The organism is Mycoplasma todarodis (assembly GCF_004335995.1).
GTDB lineage: Bacteria > Bacillota_I > Bacilli_A > Mycoplasmatales > Metamycoplasmataceae > Mycoplasma_K > Mycoplasma_K todarodis.
In genome coordinates this window covers 1-19,242 of sequence record NZ_PSZP01000013.1, presented here as the reverse complement: position 1 = coordinate 19,242, position 19,242 = coordinate 1, and the positions used below count along the sequence as shown (strand labels likewise).

The 19,242-nt window shown below is 30.8% G+C and carries 16 protein-coding genes; 1 reads left to right on the top strand and 15 read right to left on the bottom strand.

Annotation, left to right across the window (positions count from 1 at the left end):
* Window positions 1–18: 18 nt before the first annotated feature.
* On the bottom strand, window positions 19–798 hold the full coding sequence (locus tag C4B25_RS02255) for a zinc metallopeptidase (RefSeq protein WP_131613442.1): 780 nt from the start codon (window positions 796–798) through the stop codon (window positions 19–21).
* Between the two features lie 29 nt (window positions 799–827).
* On the opposite strand from C4B25_RS02255, the gene C4B25_RS02250 reads away from it, so the two are divergent.
* Window positions 828–1,037 carry an MAG6790 family protein gene (locus tag C4B25_RS02250; protein ID WP_131613441.1) on the top strand — a complete coding sequence of 70 codons (210 nt, stop codon included), beginning with the start codon at window positions 828–830 and terminating at the stop codon, window positions 1,035–1,037.
* A gap of 91 nt (window positions 1,038–1,128) precedes the next feature.
* On the opposite strand, the gene C4B25_RS02245 is transcribed toward C4B25_RS02250, so the two are convergent.
* From C4B25_RS02245 to C4B25_RS04715, 14 genes are all read right to left on the bottom strand, one after another.
* Window positions 1,129–2,205: a class I SAM-dependent RNA methyltransferase gene (locus C4B25_RS02245; protein ID WP_131613440.1), complete on the bottom strand. Its 1,077-nt coding sequence runs from the start codon at window positions 2,203–2,205 to the stop codon at window positions 1,129–1,131.
* A gap of 60 nt (window positions 2,206–2,265) precedes the next feature.
* A complete protein-coding gene (locus C4B25_RS02240) occupies window positions 2,266–3,117 on the bottom strand; it encodes a bifunctional 5,10-methylenetetrahydrofolate dehydrogenase/5,10-methenyltetrahydrofolate cyclohydrolase (RefSeq protein ID WP_131613439.1) in 852 nt (283 codons plus the stop codon).
* Window positions 3,117–4,361 carry a phosphoribosylamine--glycine ligase gene (purD, locus tag C4B25_RS02235; protein ID WP_131613438.1) on the bottom strand — a complete coding sequence of 415 codons (1,245 nt, stop codon included), beginning with the start codon at window positions 4,359–4,361 and terminating at the stop codon, window positions 3,117–3,119. The genes C4B25_RS02240 and purD overlap by 1 nt, the downstream gene beginning before the upstream one ends.
* Entirely contained in the window at window positions 4,361–5,896 is a 1,536-nt protein-coding gene (gene purH / locus C4B25_RS02230) for a bifunctional phosphoribosylaminoimidazolecarboxamide formyltransferase/IMP cyclohydrolase (RefSeq protein WP_131613437.1), read from the bottom strand. Before purH ends, purD begins: the two co-directional genes overlap by 1 nt.
* Window positions 5,897–5,898: 2 nt before the next feature.
* Window positions 5,899–6,462: a phosphoribosylglycinamide formyltransferase gene (gene purN, locus C4B25_RS02225; protein ID WP_210725170.1), complete on the bottom strand. Its 564-nt coding sequence runs from the start codon at window positions 6,460–6,462 to the stop codon at window positions 5,899–5,901.
* Window positions 6,455–7,441 carry a phosphoribosylformylglycinamidine cyclo-ligase gene (purM, locus tag C4B25_RS02220; RefSeq protein ID WP_131613436.1) on the bottom strand — a complete coding sequence of 329 codons (987 nt, stop codon included), beginning with the start codon at window positions 7,439–7,441 and terminating at the stop codon, window positions 6,455–6,457. The genes purN and purM overlap by 8 nt, the downstream gene beginning before the upstream one ends.
* Window positions 7,434–8,807, bottom strand: coding sequence for an amidophosphoribosyltransferase (gene purF / locus C4B25_RS02215; protein ID WP_131613435.1), 1,374 nt, complete (start codon window positions 8,805–8,807; stop codon window positions 7,434–7,436). The genes purM and purF overlap by 8 nt, the downstream gene beginning before the upstream one ends.
* Window positions 8,797–9,507: a phosphoribosylaminoimidazolesuccinocarboxamide synthase gene (gene purC, locus C4B25_RS02210; protein ID WP_131613434.1), complete on the bottom strand. Its 711-nt coding sequence runs from the start codon at window positions 9,505–9,507 to the stop codon at window positions 8,797–8,799. Before purC ends, purF begins: the two co-directional genes overlap by 11 nt.
* The gene (locus C4B25_RS02205) at window positions 9,500–13,177 is read right to left on the bottom strand and encodes a phosphoribosylformylglycinamidine synthase (RefSeq protein WP_131613433.1); all 3,678 of its coding nucleotides are present in this window, start codon (window positions 13,175–13,177) and stop codon (window positions 9,500–9,502) included. The genes purC and C4B25_RS02205 overlap by 8 nt, the downstream gene beginning before the upstream one ends.
* On the bottom strand, window positions 13,170–14,252 hold the full coding sequence (locus C4B25_RS02200) for an ATP-grasp domain-containing protein (protein WP_131613432.1): 1,083 nt from the start codon (window positions 14,250–14,252) through the stop codon (window positions 13,170–13,172). Before C4B25_RS02200 ends, C4B25_RS02205 begins: the two co-directional genes overlap by 8 nt.
* Complete coding sequence (gene purE / locus C4B25_RS02195; protein ID WP_131613431.1) at window positions 14,239–14,712, bottom strand: 5-(carboxyamino)imidazole ribonucleotide mutase; 474 nt, start codon at window positions 14,710–14,712, stop codon at window positions 14,239–14,241. Before purE ends, C4B25_RS02200 begins: the two co-directional genes overlap by 14 nt.
* 273 nt (window positions 14,713–14,985) lie before the next feature.
* On the bottom strand, window positions 14,986–16,347 hold the full coding sequence (locus C4B25_RS02190; protein ID WP_131613430.1) for a M17 family metallopeptidase: 1,362 nt from the start codon (window positions 16,345–16,347) through the stop codon (window positions 14,986–14,988).
* Window positions 16,348–16,448: 101 nt separating this feature from the next.
* A complete protein-coding gene (locus C4B25_RS02185) occupies window positions 16,449–17,150 on the bottom strand; it encodes a pseudouridine synthase (protein WP_335904853.1) in 702 nt (233 codons plus the stop codon).
* Window positions 17,151–17,284: 134 nt separating this feature from the next.
* Window positions 17,285–19,242, bottom strand: a 1,958-nt coding sequence (locus tag C4B25_RS04715; protein ID WP_168380677.1) for a hypothetical protein, incomplete at its 5' end; no start/stop codon positions are given.

Genomic DNA, 19,242 nt, shown 5'->3' with positions numbered 1-19,242 from the left:
GAGTGCTATTTATAAAAATTATTTATTTCCGCCTTCACCTTTTGTTGATGCTGCAATTTGCAACATTAATCTAATTGTGTTGTAAAGAGCAATTGCGATTGCTAAAATTAATCTTGAAGTGTAGATTAATTTAAATAATCTCATTTCTTTTTCTGTAAATCCTTGTTTTTGCAAGATAGGCGTTACATGCTTTCTTATAATTGAAAGTTTCATAACATCAGCTCAAGCAGTTAGAGTAGCAATTACCGTAAAAGCGATAATTAAAATTGCTATAGTCTTTTTACCTTCTGAAGAATTAATTGCTAATCCATCACCAGTCCTAAATTTTAAATAAACATAAATTAAAGTACCGATTGAAAGTATAACTGAGATAACACTTAGGATAGTTGGTATTCTAAATATTGTGAAAGCTGTACCCATTCTTCCTTTTTTTCTTCTTCATGTTGAAACAACAGTTTGCTGTGCTGCTTCAGTCATTGTTCATATTGATCTTCTATTAACAGTTCACGGACGTAATCTAAAAGTTTTTTTACGCTTTGAATGGTTTCAGTACTTAGCATAAAAATATGATGGCTTGATTTCTACGTCACTCATTCCCTCTTCGTTCAGGATTGTTCTTGCTAAATCACCACCTGTAACGTTTTTTGAATTTTCTCTTTCTATTCACGATGTTTTAACATAAACAACGAAAACTACTATTGACATAATTAAAACTGCTGCAAAAGCTATTAGCAATGCTATTGTTAAACCCATAAGCAACTTATCATGTTGTCATTCTTCTCATGTAATATTTTTCATTTTCCCTCTTAATAGAAGGGATGGTTCATATGTATCAATATAAAGCCGTATTAAAATCAACAAAAGAAATTATTTCCCAAGGACACACATTAGAAGATGTGGAAAAAGACATTAAAGGTTTCAGAAGAGGCCACAAACATGGATTACACACAGATTCAAATGTACAAGTAGAAATTTACCACGTACTGAGAGATCAAAAAGAAGGACATGGTAAAGATAAACTGCTTAAAGTTGTCTAATCACTTCATAAAATAAAATTAAATAGCCTATAGTGCCAATGTGGTGCTATTTTTTTTATATAAAAAAATACAATATTTTGAATATTGCATTTTATTTCTTTTTATCTAGAATGATTAAGTTTTCTACGTGGTGTGTTTGTGGGAACATATCATATGGTTTAGCATATGTAATGTCGTAATTATCTTTTAATCTAAAATAATCAGCTGCTTGTGTACCTGGATTGCATGAAAGGTAAATAATCCTCTTAGGCTTCAATTCATTTAAAGATTTACATACATCTTTACCCAATCCTTCTCTAGCAGGGTCAACCATAACTACATCTGGTTTAACTTCTGTTTTAGCCAAGAATTTAATTACATCAGCTTTAACAAATGTTACATTTTTCACATCATTATTTTCTTGATTAAGAATAGCTGATGCATATGAAGCTCCATTTCTTTCAACTCCATAAACATGTTTTGATTTTTTGGCCGCTGTAAGTGTAATTGTCCCAATACCTGAATAAAGATCGAATACAGTCATATTTTTATCTAAATATTTCATCATTTTGAAATAAGCTGCTTCTGCAACTTCTTTATTTACTTGATAGAAAGCATTTAAGCCGACAATAAACTTAATTCCACACATTGTATCACTTGTAAATTTCTTATCTGTCCTATTACCACTGATAGTTGTATCCAACTTACGAATGATAACATTACCCTTCATTCTTGTTTTTGGTTTGATATCTGTTAATAAGAAATCATCAAGTTCAATCACCTCATTAGTTCCTCGTTTGTGGAAACCTCCATCATGAAGTGTAATTTTATTTCTGTATCTAAATTGTTTTTCACCAATAAACATCTCATCTAATTCAATATCTATTTTTGCATTACTTTTAAATGCCTCGATAATCTTATTATTTTTAAATCTTGTTTGTTCCACTCTATCCATATGTAGAATTTCATATCCGCCAATTTCAAGGTGATTCTTTGGAAGATCCTTTCTTCTACTTCTTGAATATTCTGTAATCCTTGTAATCTTTGCCCGTCCTCATTTTTCTTTCTCCATTATTATTTTACAATCCGCTGTTTCTCCAACGATTAATCCAGGTACGTAAAATACCTTTCCTCCGTATATGGCAATTCCTTCACCATTAGTGTTATATCCTGTTGCTGTTAATTTCATGTATTCATTATAAAGCAATAAAGCAATAAAAAAAATAAAAGCAATGCTTTTATAATATTTTTAAATTTCATCTGGTTTATTATCAATAATTTTTACTAAATTATTCAATAGGGAAACGATAGTCATTGGGCCTACACCTCCAGGGTTAGGCGTAATTCATGAAACCTTTGGCTCTATATTTTTAAAATCAACATCACCAACTATTTTTCCATCTATTCTTGAAACTCCAACATCGATAATGACAGACCCTTCTTTCACCATATCTTCAGTTATTAAATGCGGAACACCAGCTGCTGAAATTAGTATATCAGCACCCATGGTATGACGAGCTAAATCCTTAGTCTTTGAAAAACAAATCGTTACTGTTGCATTTTCATTCATCATCATTTTTGACAATGGTGAACCAACTATTTTAGACCTACCAATAATAACTACATCTTTTCCTTCAATTTCAATATTGTGATGTTTCAATAAAGTGATGATACCCAATGGTGTACAAGCTCTTAACCCTTCTTCACCTTCATACATCTTCATAGTATTTATAGGATGTAATCCATCAACATCTTTTTTTGGATCTATTTCTCTAATAATTTTTGTTTTTGAAATATGTTCAGGTAATGGGAATTGAACAATTAAACCATGAATAGATTCATCACCATTAACTTCCCTTATTTTCTTTATTAGTTCTTTTTCTGAAATTGTTTCCGGTAAAAGAATTTCAGAATATTTTATACCTATTGATTCACAAGCTTTCTTTTTATGTCTTAAATAAATTATTGAAGCAGGATCATCTCCAACTCTAATGATGGCCATATGCGGATTGATTCCTTTTTCCTTAATTGATTCCACTCTTATTGCTAATTTTTCTTTAATTTTTCTGGATGTTTCTCTACCATTTAAAAGTTGTGCCATTATTTCTCCTTACCAATATCTTTTCTGAAAAAGAATTCTTTATTATTTTCTAACGTTTTTAATTTTGCGTAAATATTTTTTCTAGCCTCTTGAATCGTATCTGCAACCTCATAAGCCAATATAACTCTTCCTCCATTGGAAATAAGTTCACCTTTGTTATTTTCACTAATTCCCATATTAAAATATTTTAAATTGTTAGGTATGTTCAATGTAGCACCTTTTGAATAAATAGAAGGATATCCTTCTTTTGCTACAACAACACCAATACAACTCTTTAAATTATACCTAATAGTTATCGGTTTATGGTTTACCATTTTATCAAAAATATCGGCTAGATCATTTTCTATAATAGGCATCAACCCTTCAGTTTCTGGATCACCAAACCTAACATTAAATTCAATTGTATAAATACCAGTTTTCGTCTTCATTAAACCAGCATAAAGTACACCCTCATATTCAATACCTTTCTCCGATAAACCTTTGATGATTGGTTTCACAATTTTTTCAACACCATATTCAATGTCTTCATCAGTAATATCTGCAAGCGAAGTTATTATACCCATACCTCCAGTATTTAAACCTTTATCACCATCATATGCTTTTTTATAATCTCTAACTACCTTTAACGGAAAAATACCGGAGCGATTTACAAAAGCTAATAGAGAAAATTCCACACCATCTAAAAACTCCTCAATAACAACTTTCTTTCCTGAATTAAAAACATCTTCTTCCAATACTTTTTGTAGGAAATCTTGAGCTTCGCCCATTTCCCGAGCTATGAGAACACCTTTACCTGATGCTAAACCATCAGCTTTTATAACAATCGGTCACTTATTGAAGTCTTGAACATATGTTATTGCTTCATTATAATCATTTGTTTCAATGGAAGATGCTGTAGGTATTGAGAATTCTTTCATCATTTTTTTTGCGAATGCTTTTGAACCTTCTAATTGTGCAGCTTTTTTAGATGGACCAAATACTTTAATCTTATTTTTTCTTAGTAAATCAGATAAACCAGCGCACAATGGAATTTCTGGGCCAATAATTACAATATCAATTGATTCTTTTAAACTCAATTTCAAAATATCATCATGTTTATCAATTTCAATATCGTGCGACGTTAATTTAGGATTTTTTCTCACTGACCTAGGTAATATATGTACACGTTCTACTTTTGTTGATTGAAGGAGTTTTCAAGCGATTGCATCCTCTCTTCCTCCATTTCCAATAATTAAGAATTTCATTAGTGTTTGAAGTGCCTTTTCTTAGTGAAAACCATAATAATCCCATGTTTATCAGCTGCTTCAATAACTTCTTTATCCTTAATAGATCCACCAGGCTGAATTATTGCTTTTATTCCAGCTTTAGCTGCGTTTTCTATAGAGTCTGGCATAGGGAAAAATGCATCGGAAGATAAGAATGAATTAGTCACCTTATCCCCTGCTCATTCGATTGCTATGTTAGTTGAACTTAATCTATTCATTTGACCAGCACCAATACCAATTGTTCCTCCATTTTTTCATAGTAGTATTGCATTTGACTTAACATTCTTAATAGCTTTTCAAGCGAGATCCAATTGTTTCATATCTTCTTTTGATGGTTTGATTTTTGTTACAACCTCATAGTCTTCAATGCCTTCGGAGATAGTATCAGCTTGTTGAATCAATAAATCACTACCTACAGAAACATATCTTTCGGATTGTTGAACTTTCTCACGCAATCCCATAGTTAAGAGTCTTATGTTTTTCTTTTTGGTTAACAATTCAAAAGCATCTTTTTCAAACTTAGGCGCAATTACTATTTCTAAGAAAATTTTAGAGATTTTTTCAGCAACCTCTATTGTCACAGGTTCGTTCATAGCGATAATTCCACCGAATATAGATACCGAGTCGGAACTATAAGCTTTTTCTCATGCTTCAATAGCAGTTTTTCCAAGACCTATCCCACATGGGTTCATATGTTTTAAAGCTACAACTGCAACTTCTTTCATTTCTCCAAATTCAGAAATTATCTCAACAGCTGAATTAGCATCTTGAATATTATTGTATGATAATTCCTTACCTCATAATTGTTTGGCGTTTGTTAATGACAACTTATCCCTCAATACACCTTTGTATCATCTTGCTTCTTGGTGAGAATTTTCACCGTATCTTAACTCTTGTTGTAACTCAAAAGTAATTGTTTTTTTATCAACCTTACTTCCTGTCTCTTTGATTAAGTAATTAGCAATGATAGAATCATATGCTGCAGTTTCTGAAAAAACTTTTGCCGCAAGTTTTGCCCTTGTTTCTAATTTAGTATTTCCATTTTCTTTGATTTCTTTTAATACTGTATTGTAATCCTCAACCTTTGTAACAACGGTAACAAATTTATAATTTTTAGCTGCTGATCTCAACATTGATGGTCCACCTATATCAATCTTTTCAACCATAACTTCGTGTGGTTGATTCGCCAATAAATTTTCTTTAAAAGGATATAAATTAACACAAACCAAATCAATTCCTTCTATGTCATTATTTTTCATTTGTTTTATATGATTTTCATTATCCCTAACTCCTAATAAACCCCCATGAATTTTTGGGTGCAACGTTTTAACCCTTCCATCTAACATCTCTGGGAAACTCGTATATTCATCTATTGATTTAACTTCTAATTTTGCGTTTTGCAAATGTTTTAAAGTTCCTCCTGTTGAAAGTATTTCGAACCCATTATCAATTAATCCTTTTGCGAATTCTGCAACTTTTGTTTTATCCGAAACCGAAATTAACGCTTTTTTCATATTTATTTGCTCCTTATTGTTTTCTCAATTATTTTGGGGTAATATTTTCATTCTAATTCATGAATTTGTTTTTCAAATTTTTCAATCCCCTTGTTTCTATCAATCATTATTGAAACTTGTTCAATAATTTCTCCTGTATCAACACCTGAATCCACAAAGTGGATTGTAATACCACCTCTTTGCTCTCCTGCATAGAAAGTATCTTTTATAGCACTTTTACCTGGAAACTTTGGCAAAAGGGAAGGGTGTACATTAATCATTCTTTGACTCCACTCTAATAAATCAAATTTTAAAATTAACATATAACCAGCTAAAACAACTAAATCAATCTTGTTTTCACTTAAAGTCTCAGATATAGCCTTTTCTTGTTCTTGTCTAGTTTTGAAATCATTTAATTCAAATATTTTATATTTAACATCAAGGTTCTTAGCTCTTTGTATTCCATATGCATCTTTTTTATTAGAGATACACATTGCAACCTCTATATCCTTCACATTTTTAAAATGCTCCACAATTGCTTGGAAGTTCGAACCGTTACCAGATAACATGATGGCAATTCTATACAAAAATAACTCCCGGGTTCTTTGTAACAACCCCAATTGCTTGTGCCTTAGTGTTTAGTCTACTTAAGAATTCAATGATTTCTTTACTTTCACTAGGTTTAACAATCATGATATAGCCAATACCCATATTGAATACAGAGAACATTTCTTTTTCTTCTATATTCCCGAGTTTTTGTATTTCCTTAAAGATTTTAGGAATTTCTCAAGATTCTTTTTTTATTTCAAACCCCATACCTTTATTAACAGATCTTGGAAGATTCTCATAAAATCCACCTCCTGTAATATGAGCCATTGAATTAATTTTGAATTTACTTATAACCTCTAAGACGGGTTTCACATAAAGTTTTGTTGGTTTAAGTAAACTTTGATTCATTTCTTTTGAAACTTCCTTACCCTTAATAACATCTCTAATCAATGAAAAACCATTAGAATGAGGGCCAGATGAATCCAACCCTATAACTACATCGCCCTCTAAAACATCATTGATATCTATCATTTTTTCTTTTTCAACAACACCTACGGCAAATCCAGCTAAATCAAAATGTCCTGTTTTATACATCCCAGGCATTTCTGCAGTTTCTCCACCTATCAATGCTGTCTCCACTTCGCAACAAGCATCAGCTATTGATTTAATAACTGAAGTTGCAACTTTTGGTTCTAATTTACCTGTGGCAAAATAATCTAAAAAGAATAGTGGTTTTGCTCCTGACGTAATAATGTCATTAACACACATGGCAACTAAGTCCTGTCCGATTGAATATTGTTCATTTTCAATAGCTAATAACAATTTAGTGCCAACCCCATCTGTTCCTGAAACTAATACTGGTTTTTCATATTTTTGTAATTCATATAATCCACCAAAACCTCCAAGAGAAGATAAAACATTGTTATTCATAGTCTTTTTAACAAAAGGTTTTATTCCTTCAATAGTTTTATAACCGGCATCAATATCAACACCTGCATCTTTGTAATTTTTATTCATATATTTTTCCTTTGTTTTCTGTTGGATAAACTCCATCGAAATACGTTAATAATGTTTGATGATTTAATATCTCACTTAATGTTTTAATTGGCAAGAATTCCAAAGAATTCACACCTAAATGTTTTGCCAATTCATCTTTGTGCATATTATTTGAAATTAATTCACTTTTTGAAGAAACATCAATCCCATATACAGCCGGGAATTTAAATTCAGGAGCACCAATTCTTAAGTGGATTTCTTTTGTTCCTGCTTTTTTTAGTAAATTAATAATTGTTTGGATTGTTGTACCCCTTACGATTGAATCATCAATCAACACAATCCTTTTACCTTCAAGAACTTGGTAAGAAGCCATTAATTTCGCCATAACCATTCTTTCTCTTTCTGATTGATTTGGAGCTATAAATGATCTTGCGATATACCTATTTTTAATTAACCCGAATTCCAAGGGAATTTTTGATGTTTCTGAAAAACCCAATGCACAAGAAATTGCCGAATCAGGCACTGGAACAACTAAGTCAGCATCAATTGGAAACAACTCAGCTAATTTATTGCCAGTTTCTTTTCGAAACTCTTGAACAACAACTCCATTGATCACGTTATCAGGTCTTGAAAAGTAAATATATTCCATCGAACACGGAAGTGTTTTTGTATCTGATGTGTAATAGTGTGAATTCAGACCACTCTGATCAATAACAACTATTTCAGCGGGTTTAACTTCCCTAAAGAAACGGACATCATTAATTGTTAATGCCGATAATTCTGAAGCAAAGAAATACGAATCTTTTTTCTTACCTATAACAAATGGTCTAATAGCAAATTTATCTCTTATTGCATATAATTTTCCGTTAATTATAATTAACAGTGAAAATGCACCTTCTATTTTATTGCATACCTCTTTCAATTTTTCAATAATAGTATTTTTAGTAGATAACAGAAACAAATGTCCAATCAATTCTGTATCACTTGTTGAAATAATTTCAATATTTTTTTCTTCCAATTCTTTCCTTATATTTGTTGAATTAACTAAATTACCATTATGAACAATGGCAATCTTATAACCTTTTTCATCAAAAACAAAAGGATGTGCATTAACACGTTCATTAATCCCTGTTGTAGCATATCTAACATGACCAATTTTAATATCTCCGTTTTTGATTTTGTCAGTATTTTCTTTTTTAGAAAACACTTCAGAAACCAATCCAATATCTTTGAAATATTCTATTTTATTATTTTTCCATGCTGCCGCTCCACAAGCATCTTGCCCTCTATGTTGTAGGGAATGTAATGCAAAATTAACAACCTCTTTTTCTTTTGGTGGATTATAAACACCAAAAAGTCCACATTCTTCTTTTATTTTAGGATCCACATTGCACCCCTAATCTTTTTTCTATTTCTTTATAAGCTTCAACAACATCCCCCATATCTCTACGGAATCTATCTTTATCAAGTTTCTTGTTAGTTTTTTTATCTCAAAGTCTTGAAGTATCTGGTGAAAGTTCATCAGCAAGAATAATTTCTCCTTGTTCATCAATTCCATATTCAGCCTTAAAGTCAACCAACTCTATACCAATTGATTCATATAACTCTATTAGTATCTCGTTAATTTTTGATACATCTTGATAAATAATATCTAATTGTTCTCTTGAAACAAGTTCCAATGAAATTGCATGGTAATCATTCAACAAAGGATCTCCAAGATCATCATCCTTATAAGAAATTTCCAATGTTCTTTGTGTTAATTTTTTTCCTTCTTCAATTCCATACCTTTTTGAAAAAGAACCAGCAGCAATATTTCTAACAATTACTTCAAGAGGTATGATTTTTACTTTTTTACACAATTGTTTCCTTTCATCAATTCTTTTTATGAAGTGGGTTTTTATCCCATTCTTTTGTAGATGTAAGTAAATATATTCAGTTATTTTATTGTTTATCAAACCTTTATTAGAAATTTGTGTTTTCTTTTCTCCATTAAAAGCTGTTGCATCATCCTTATAGTGGATGATAATTTCATTTTCTTTTTCTCCTTGAAAAAGAATTTTTGCTTTTCCTTCATAAATTTTATTCATTTTTAACTCCCTTGAAGTATTCAACCCCATTTTTTATAATGTTTTGTTTTTTATTGCCATATATATTTTTAAAATTACCTTGCTCAAATCTTTCTGTATGCGACATCTTCCCTAATATCAATCCATCCTTAGAAGTCATTCCTTCAATTGCAAACATCGAACCATTAGGGTTAAAGGATGAATCCATAGTAACTTGACCTTTTAAATCTACATATTGAAATGGAATTTGACCATTTTCAAACAATTTCCTAGCTTCAGCTTCACTTACTATAATCCTTCCTTCTCCATGCGACATAGCTAACGTGTGTTTTTCACCAATTTTGAATTTGTTGGTTCATGGCGAATTATTAGAAGTTACTTTAGTGGTCACAAATTTTGCTACATGTTTATTTATTGAGTTCTTATAAAGCATAGGTTCTGAGCCTTTAAAATCAATAAACTTACCATATGGAACCAACCCTGTTTTAATTAACGCTTGGAATCCATTGCAAATACCTATTATCATTTTTTTATCTTTTATGTGTTGTTCAATTGCTTCTTTAACTCTTGGAGACTTCATAAATATAGCGATGAATTTTCCTGATCCATCTGGTTCATCAGTTGCGGAGAATCCACCCGGAATGCATAAAATGTGTGATTCTTTCAACTTCTCAACAAATTCTCTTTGAGAAACCAATAATTGTTTTGTAGTTAAATTATTAATAATTATTTGTTCGCATTTTGCACCTTCGTATTCAAATTCCTTTTGTAAATCGTCTTCGCAATTAGAACCAGGAAAAACGGGAATAAGTACTCTAGGCTCTTTAATTTCTTCGGTATACTTAAAGGTTTTTTTAGAATTAAATGTTTTATTTATCACATTATTTTCTACTTCAAATTTCAATGGGAAAACTTCTTCAAGCACCGATTCATTAATATCATTTAATTCACCAATATCAAAAACCTTTCCTTGGATGTGAATATCTTTTGTTGTTTCACCAATTTTTTTAAAATATTCTTCACTTAATTCTTCTGTAGTTTCAATTATTATCGAACCTTTCTTAAATGAGAAGGCTTCTCCCAATAATTTTTCATTAGTGATTTTAAAACCAATTTTGTTTCCAAAGGTCATTTTTGTCAATGATGGCAATCACCCACCTTCCTCAACAACGAATGAAGATGTGATTTGATTGTTATTATGCATTTGTTCAATTTTTTCAAAGGTTTCTTTTGTTTTTAAAAGATTTATTTGCAACATTTCATTTGTTGGTATTTCAATCAAATAAAGATTTGTGCCTATATTTTTTAAATCAGCAGTGATTATTTTTTCAGCTTTTACAACATTAATAGCAAAAGCAATTAATGTTGGGGGAACTGTTATATCGCCATATGTTCCAGACATCGAATCTTTCCCTCCGATAGATGGCACCTCCAATAAAATTTGAGCTTCCAATGTCCCTAATAATGATTGGATCGGTTTCGACCATGTTCGCTTATTGTTCATTCTTTCAAAATATTCCTGGTATGAAGCTTTTGTATTCTTCAGAGGAACCCCACTAGCAATTAATTTCGCTATAGAAGTAACTACAGAGTATTGTGCTGCAAGGAATGGAGATTCATTAGCTAATTCTGGAGCATAACCATGTGATGCAACGGAAACGGTGTTAGTGAATCCTTTTGTAGGTATTTTTTGAGCGGATATTTGAGATGGTGTTGTTTGATACTTTCCACCGTAAGGTGAAACCACAGTTCCTCTACCTATTGATGAATCAAACATTTCTTGAAGTCCTCTTTGCGACGCTACATTCAACGACTTCATAGTTTCAATAAAACGTTCTTTTGAATAAGCCCCTTCAATGAAAGGAGTCACATCTCATTTTTCATCTATAAGAACATCGGTTTTTTTATCAGTTCCATTAGAAGAAATGAAATGTGAATCTAAATTAAATACTTGTTCTTCTTGAAACTTCATAATAACTTTTTTATTATCAGTGATAGTTGCGACATGTGAAGAATCTAGATTTGATTCTTTACATAACTTCTCAAATTTTTCTTTATCTTTAGATTCAATAACATATGACATTCTTTCTTGCGATTCAGAAAGAGCTATTTCCATTGGAGAAAGACCTTTATATTTAAGAGTGATTTTATCTAAATATATTTCTATTGATTCAGCTAATTCAACCAATGCAACACATGCTCCTCCCGCTCCAAAATCATTTGATTTTTTTATCAAATTTGTAAATTGATGATTTTTAGTTAGTTTTTGAATTTTTCTCTCGATTATAGCATTACCTTTTTGAACCTCAGCAGATGCATTTTCCTTAATATCTTTAGTTTGTTTTTTAGAAGAGCCAGTAGCTCCGCCAATTCCATCTCTACCAGTTCCTCCACCAACCATCATTACAATATCTCCAGGTTTCGCTTCTTCTCTTTTTATTTCAGATGCTTTAATTGCACCCACCACGAATCCAGTTTCAAGTCTTTTTGCAAGAAATCCTTCATCATAATATTCTTTAACATGAGTCGTAGCCATACCTATTTGATTACCATATGAAGAGAAACCATCGGCTGCAGTTCTTGTTATATAAGCTTGAGGCAACTTATTTGGTAGTACTTCACTTTTTAAGGGGTTTGCAGAACCCGTTATCCGCATACCTTGAAATGTATAAGCTCTACCTGACAATGTATCTCTAATAGCCCCTCCCAAACATGTTGAAGCACCTCCAAAAGGTTCTATTTCAGTTGGATGATTATGAGTCTCATTTTTAAACATCAATAAATATTCGTGTTCTTTATCATCTTCATCAACCAACACTTTAAATGAATTCGCATTAATTTCATTTGTAATTTCCAAATCATTTAATTTGTTTTTCTTTTTCAGAACCCTGGCACCATGTGTTGCCATATCCATTAGATTTATATTTTTATGATTATTTATTTCAATCCGTTGTTCTATGTATTTTTTTCAAGCTTTTTTAATAATTTTAGATTCAACGCTTTTACCAAATTCAATATTTTTAAGTTCTGTTAGAAACGTTGTATGCCTACAATGATCCGATCAATATGTATCCAACATTTTTATTTCCAATAAATTAGGATCCCTCCCATTCTCTTGGAAATAACTTTGAATGAATTTTAAATCATCAAAATCAAAAGAAAATTTATTTAAAGAATGATATTCTTTTAGCTGTTCTGTATTAAATTGAACAAATCCCTCAACTACTGGCACGTCCATTGGTGTATCATGTATATCCATCTCGATTTTATTTAAATCTTTTTTTCTATATTCAATTGGATTTATTATTTTTTCATATATTTGTTTTACCTTTAATTCTGAAACTTCTTTTTTAATCTCAATAATGACACTGGTAATGATAGTTGTGTTGTTTTCGTGAGATAAACTTAGTGATTGTTGAACAGCATCCGCTCTCTTATCATATTGACCTGGTTTGTATTCGTATGCGATGATAGTTCCTTTTAATTCCGAAACTTTTTTTCTGATATCAGTTACTTCAGAAAATATAATTTCTAACAATTCTTTTTCACGAGACAAATCAATAGCGTCATAACCAATATAAACCTCAACATCTTCTCAATCAACATTAATCACTTTTGAAATCTTTCCAACTATTTCTTTCTTGTTGTTGTCAAACCCTTTTTTCTTACCTATTAGATATCTTTTATTCATTTCTTCCTCCTTCGATGATGCTTACAATTTTTTCATATTCACTTTTTTTCTTTATATTTATGTGCGCCATTTTCCTGCCTTTTTTTATGAATGTTTTGTAATAATCGTGAGAAATAATATCCTCATTGTCAAAGTAACCTAAATATTTATAGTTTTCCCCTATTAAATTGACCATATAGGTTTCTTGAAGCATTTTAGGACGTTCAATCTTTAGTCCAATAATAGCTTTAATATGTTGTTCGAATTGAGAAATATCACACCCTTCTTGAGTTAAATGACCTGAATTATGAGGTCTTGGAGCCATTTCATTTATTATTAATTCTTCACCAATTACAAAGAACTCTATGCAGAATGTTCCCACATAATTAAATTCCTCCATTATATTCTTTGCTATGATTTCCCCTTCATTAAAAAACTTTTGATATTTATATTCCATTTCAGAAGAAAATAATATTTGATCCTTGTGTTTATTTCTTGTTACAGGAAAAGCAAAGGTATTATTAAATTTATCTCTAGTTGCAACAACACTAATCTCATAATCAAAGTCAATAAATTCCTCTAATATGTATGAATTTTTAGAGAAATCTAATTTTTCTATTTCCGAAAGATCATTCTTTTGGATTAAATATTGACCCTTTCCATCGTATCCACCTTCAGTTGTTTTCAAAATCGCTTTTTCAACAATAAACTCTTCAACCTCATCTATTGATTTAGGTACGCAAAAAGCAGCGGTCTTGTAACCTAACTGCTTTATAAACGTTTTTTCTTTAATTCTATTTTTTGAAATTGCATTAGCAATGATTCCTTGAGGTAGTTTTTTTGAGAAATTCGCAAGAACTTCTTCATTAATATTTTCAAATTCATATGTAATAACTTCGTTTTTGCGTGATTGCTCTTCAATCACAACTTTATCTGTGAATTCTGCAGCAACCACAACATTTGCATACTTAGAAGCCGAACAATCTTTATTCGGATCAATTATTGAAATATTTAATGAGTATTTAGGTGCAAACTCTGACATCATCATGCCTAGTTGACCCCCTCCGATTATCAACACTTTTTTATAGTTCTTCATTTAAAACACGCTCCTTTTGAGAACACATAAACTTCTCCATTTTTTCTTCGAGAATTTTATCTTGCAGAGATAATATCCTGATAGCCATCAAAGCTGCATTCTTAGCACCCGATTCGCCAATTGACATTGTTGCAACTGGAACTCCTCCTGGCATTTGGACGATACTTAACAGTGAATCCACCCCGTTTAAAGTTTTTGACTTAACAGGAACTCCAATGACAGGCAACGTTGTTAAAGATGCTACCATTCCTGGTAAATGTGCCGCTCCACCAGCTCCCGCTATAATTATTGAAATATTATTTTCTTTTGCTTGTTTAGCAAATTCCACCATATATTCAGGTGTTCTATGTGCACTAACTATTTTAGCTTCATACTCCACACTAAAATCTTCCAATATTTTCATTGCGTTTTCCATTGTTGGTAAATCTGATTTTGAACCCATGATAATTGATACTTTCATTTTCCTCCATTTAACTAATATACCCTTATTATATGGAAGAAAAATAAAATGATTTTTACAAAAATGTTAAATTAAAATAGCAGATTTGAGTAGAAGTTTTGTTGCTAAGAAAGGCTTAAAAGAATGAATAAACTGGGTGGACAAATAAATAAAGTTATAGGACAAAATTTTACACTACAGAATAATTAGGGAATTCTTTTTAGGAATATTCTCGTGTAAAATGACTCAAAAAAAATACCGATATAAAATCAGTATTTTTAAAATATCATTTTGTTATTTAATAAGTTTAGCTAATGTTTTAACTAATGGACCCATACAATCACCTTTAACATCAGCTGTTCCAGCGATGTCGAAGTGGATGTAAGGAACATCTTCTGTAAATTCTTTTAAGAACATAGCAGCTGATGATGACCCACCCATACCTGTAAGGTCTGTATTTTTAAGATCTGCAACATTTGAATTTTTGATAAATCTTGAGAAATCTGAGTGGAAAGGCATTCTTCACACTAATTCATTTTGTTCTGCAGCTGTTTTCTCAACCATTTTTCAATCTGCATCTTCTGTCGCTCAAACACCTGTGTAAGTATTTCCTAAAGCAACAAGTACTGCACCTGTTAATGTAGCTACATCAATAATTCTTGTAGCATTAAGTTTTCTAACAGCATATGTAATACCATCAGCTAGAACTAATCTACCTTCAGCATCAGTGTTGTTGATTTCAACTGTTTTACCATTCATAGAAGTTCAAACTGAATCAGGAAGTCCTGCAGTTTTTGATACTTTGTTATCTGTAAGTGGAGCAACTATTGATATATTAGCTTTTGGTTTGAATTGTGAAATTGCTTTCATAGCTCCAACTACAACAGCTGATCCTGACATATCATATTTCATTCCAAGGATGTTTCTACCAGTTTTGATATTCATACCCCCAGCATCAAATGTAATACCTTTACCAACCATAACAGTTTTTTCTTTAGAAGATTTATCTCCCTTGTATTCCATAACAACAACTCTAGCGTCATCATTTGATCCCATATTAACAGCTAATAAAAGACCCATTCCAAGTTTTTCAATTTCTGATTTTTTAAGAACTTTAACTGAAACGTTTGAAACTCCATCAAATTCTTTCTTGTAAATGTCTGCAAGTATTGTTGAAGTACATTCATTTGGTGCCATGTTTTGAGCATTACGTACAAACGCTTGTGCTTCCGCAAGGATTAATGATTCTTTCGCAATTTCTTTTGATTCTGCTTTTTCAACATTAATAAGAATGATTTCCTTCGCTTTTTTATTTGCATCTTTACCTGTTTTTTTATTTCAAGTAATAGTTGTTTGGAACATTACATCTTCAATAAATAATTTTGTAACTTGTTCTTCCTTAACGTTTTTTGCGATAAATGTTGAAGCATCAACATTAAATCCACGTTTGTTTTCAGCAACAATTTTCTTGATAGCAGTTTTTAATGTATCAACAGTGTAATCTGCTTTTTTACCAAGGTAAATATATGCTTCCTGTTTTGTAGGGAATACTGTAATAGTATTTTTTTCTTGTAAAACTTCTTTAGGCATTTTTGATTTATCAAAAACCGCAACTAAAGTGAAAAGTGTTTTCTTTCCTTTTCCTAATTTAATCATTTTTTCTCCTTTATGATTTTAAATCTATATTAATTTTAACACTTAGATAATTTTTTTCTACTTCAAATTATCAACAAATAAAAAAATCCTTAAATGGATTTTTATTTAACTAATTGTTTTAATCATTTAATTTCTTTTGACTTTAATTGTCTATATGCACCTTTTTGTAATCCAGCACATGTAAGTCCTGCAAATTCAAGTCTTGAAAGCGATTGAACCCTTACCCCAACTAATTCAAATAATCTTTTAATGTGGTGATATTTACCTTGTGTAAGAGAAATCAAATATGCTTTTGCATCCACTTTTTGAATAATTTGTTCAGATGTTTCACCATCTAATGAAACTTTTTTGGAATTTAAGAAATTCAATTCTTGTTCCGTTAAAGGTCTTTCTAATCTTGCTCTATATGTTCTTGGTATTTGACTAGAAGGGTGCATTAGTTTATTTGCTAACTCTCCATCATTTGTAAGTATCAAAGTACCAGTTGTATTGTAATCAAGTCTTCCAACAGGGAATACGTAAACGTTTTCCTTGATAATATCCACTACCGTTGTTCTTTCTCTATCATCACTTAGCGATGTTATAGTTTTTAACGGTTTATTCATTATGTAGTAAACGTGTTGTTGTTTGATTAACGGAATTCCATTTACTAAAATATCGTCTTTGAATGATGCTTTATCTCCTAATTTTGCATATTCACCATTTACTACTACCTTACCTTCTTTTATTAATTCTTCAGCTTTTCGACGTGAAGCCACCCCGGCTTGAGAAATAAGTTTTTGTATTCTTTGTTCATTTATCATAAGTGAATTATAAAGGAATAAATAGAGTTTAGAGAAACATTTTTTTATGTTAACTACTTATAAAAAACACTGTAAAAATAAGTGGTAATTAATTATCAAATAAAAAAATAACCCAAACGGGTTATTACTATCAATTAGTATAATTCATGAGCATAGAATTGTGTTGTAGGAAGATTCTTTTTATCATTAAGAATTTTCTTAGCTTCATCATATAAATCAGCAATTGTTTTAGATTTAAGGACGACTTTATTATTTAATATTTTTTCTAATTTCTCTTTAAATTGTTTGATCTGTTCATTTGAATGTGCATCAGCAACAATTTTTTCACCTATTGCGAAATTCTTAACTTTTGAAAGTTGTTTGATTTCACTAAGTCTAGCAATGATTTCTTTTAATTCATCACCATTAATTATTGTTTTAATTGAATTCCTATTGAATTTCTTATTTTCTTTATCGATAGTTTCATCATTATTTCCAAGAGCTGAATTCAATGCCGTATTTACAACTGCATTTGCTTCATCAATTTTTTTCATCAATTCTTTCTCTTGTGTTTTTTTAACGTCTTTTAATACATTAATATCAGTTTGAGCTTCATTAACATCAGTTTGAGCTTTGTCAGCTTTTGTTGTTGCATCGGTTAATACAGTGTCAGCTTGATCTTTATCTTTTGTTAATGATGTGATTGCGGCTGCGTTGTTATCAACATCAGTTTGAGCTTTGTCAGCTTTTGTTGTTGCATCAGTTAATGCAGTGTCAGCTTGATCTTTATCTTTTGTTAGTGATGTGATTGCGGTTGCGTTGTTATCAACGTTTGTTTGTGCATCAGATGTTTTTGCTTGTGCATCTTGGTGTGCTTTATCAGCTGTCGCTTTGTTAGTATCAAGTTTTTTGATTGCTAATGTGTTATTATCAACATCAGTTTGAGCTTTGTCAGCTTTTGTTGTTGCATCAGTTAATGCAGTGTCAGCTTGATCTTTATCTTTTGTTAATGATGTGATTGCGGTTGCGTTGTTATCGACGTTTGTTTGTGCATCGGATGTTTTTGCTTGTGCATCTAAAAGTTTATTTTCAACTTTCTTCAATAGTGCTTTAAGTTTTTTGATTTGTTCATCGTTGTTTTTTGATTGTTTTTTGTTTAATTCACTTTTTTGTTCAAGCGTTTTTTCGTTATTATTGTTTGTTTCATATTCTTTGTGTAATTTCGAATTATTTTGAGTTGTTTCTTTGATTTCTGTTTTGGTTTTATCAGCGTCATTATTTAAACGTTTTAATTCACCTTGTTTATTTTTTAAATCTTCTCTTAATTCTGATTTAGTTTTTTTATCTTGGAAACCTTTCAATTTATTCTTGATATGTTTCATCTTTTTAGTTACCGTTGAAATAGTGTGCTTAATACCTCTAATTTGTCTTTCTAAGTCACGAATCTTACCGGAATTTTGAGAATTTCTTAAATTATGACCACCCTTATTATTTGGTTTACTTAATTCAGCTTTCAATTCTCTTTCTCTATCCGCTAATCTTTTCTTATAAGATGGCATTAATTTTTCTATTCTTTTAGCGTTTTCTAAATTCCTTGCTAACTTAGGAGGTATTTTTGGTTTCTTGTCAGGAGCAACTTTAATTTCTTCATTTATCTTTTTAATGTCTTTTTCAACTTCGCTTATTTTTGTTTCTACATCTTTTAAATGTTGATTTTCATCGCGTAGTTTATCTCAACCTTTATCCACCTTCTCTTTTGCTGTCTTAATGTTATTTTTAATTGTTTCCAATTGTTTTTTGAAGGCATCATCAGTATTTTTAAAGTTCTTTTGGTCTTCTAAAGCTTTTTTTAATTTAGATAAAATATCTGCTTTTTGTTTTTTAAGTGTTGCTTCATTAGTTTTTGCATCAGAAAGTTTTTTGTTTAGATCAGCTGTTTTTGCTACTTCTGCATCAAGTTTTGCTTTTGCATCACTAACTGCTTGAGTTGCTTTATCTTGCGCTGCTTTTGCACCTTTAGAAATTTTAACTAAGTTTGCTGTTTTAGCTTTTTCATCTGCTAGAGCTTGAGTTGCTTTATCTAGTTCGTCTTTTGCTGTTGCTTCATTAGTTT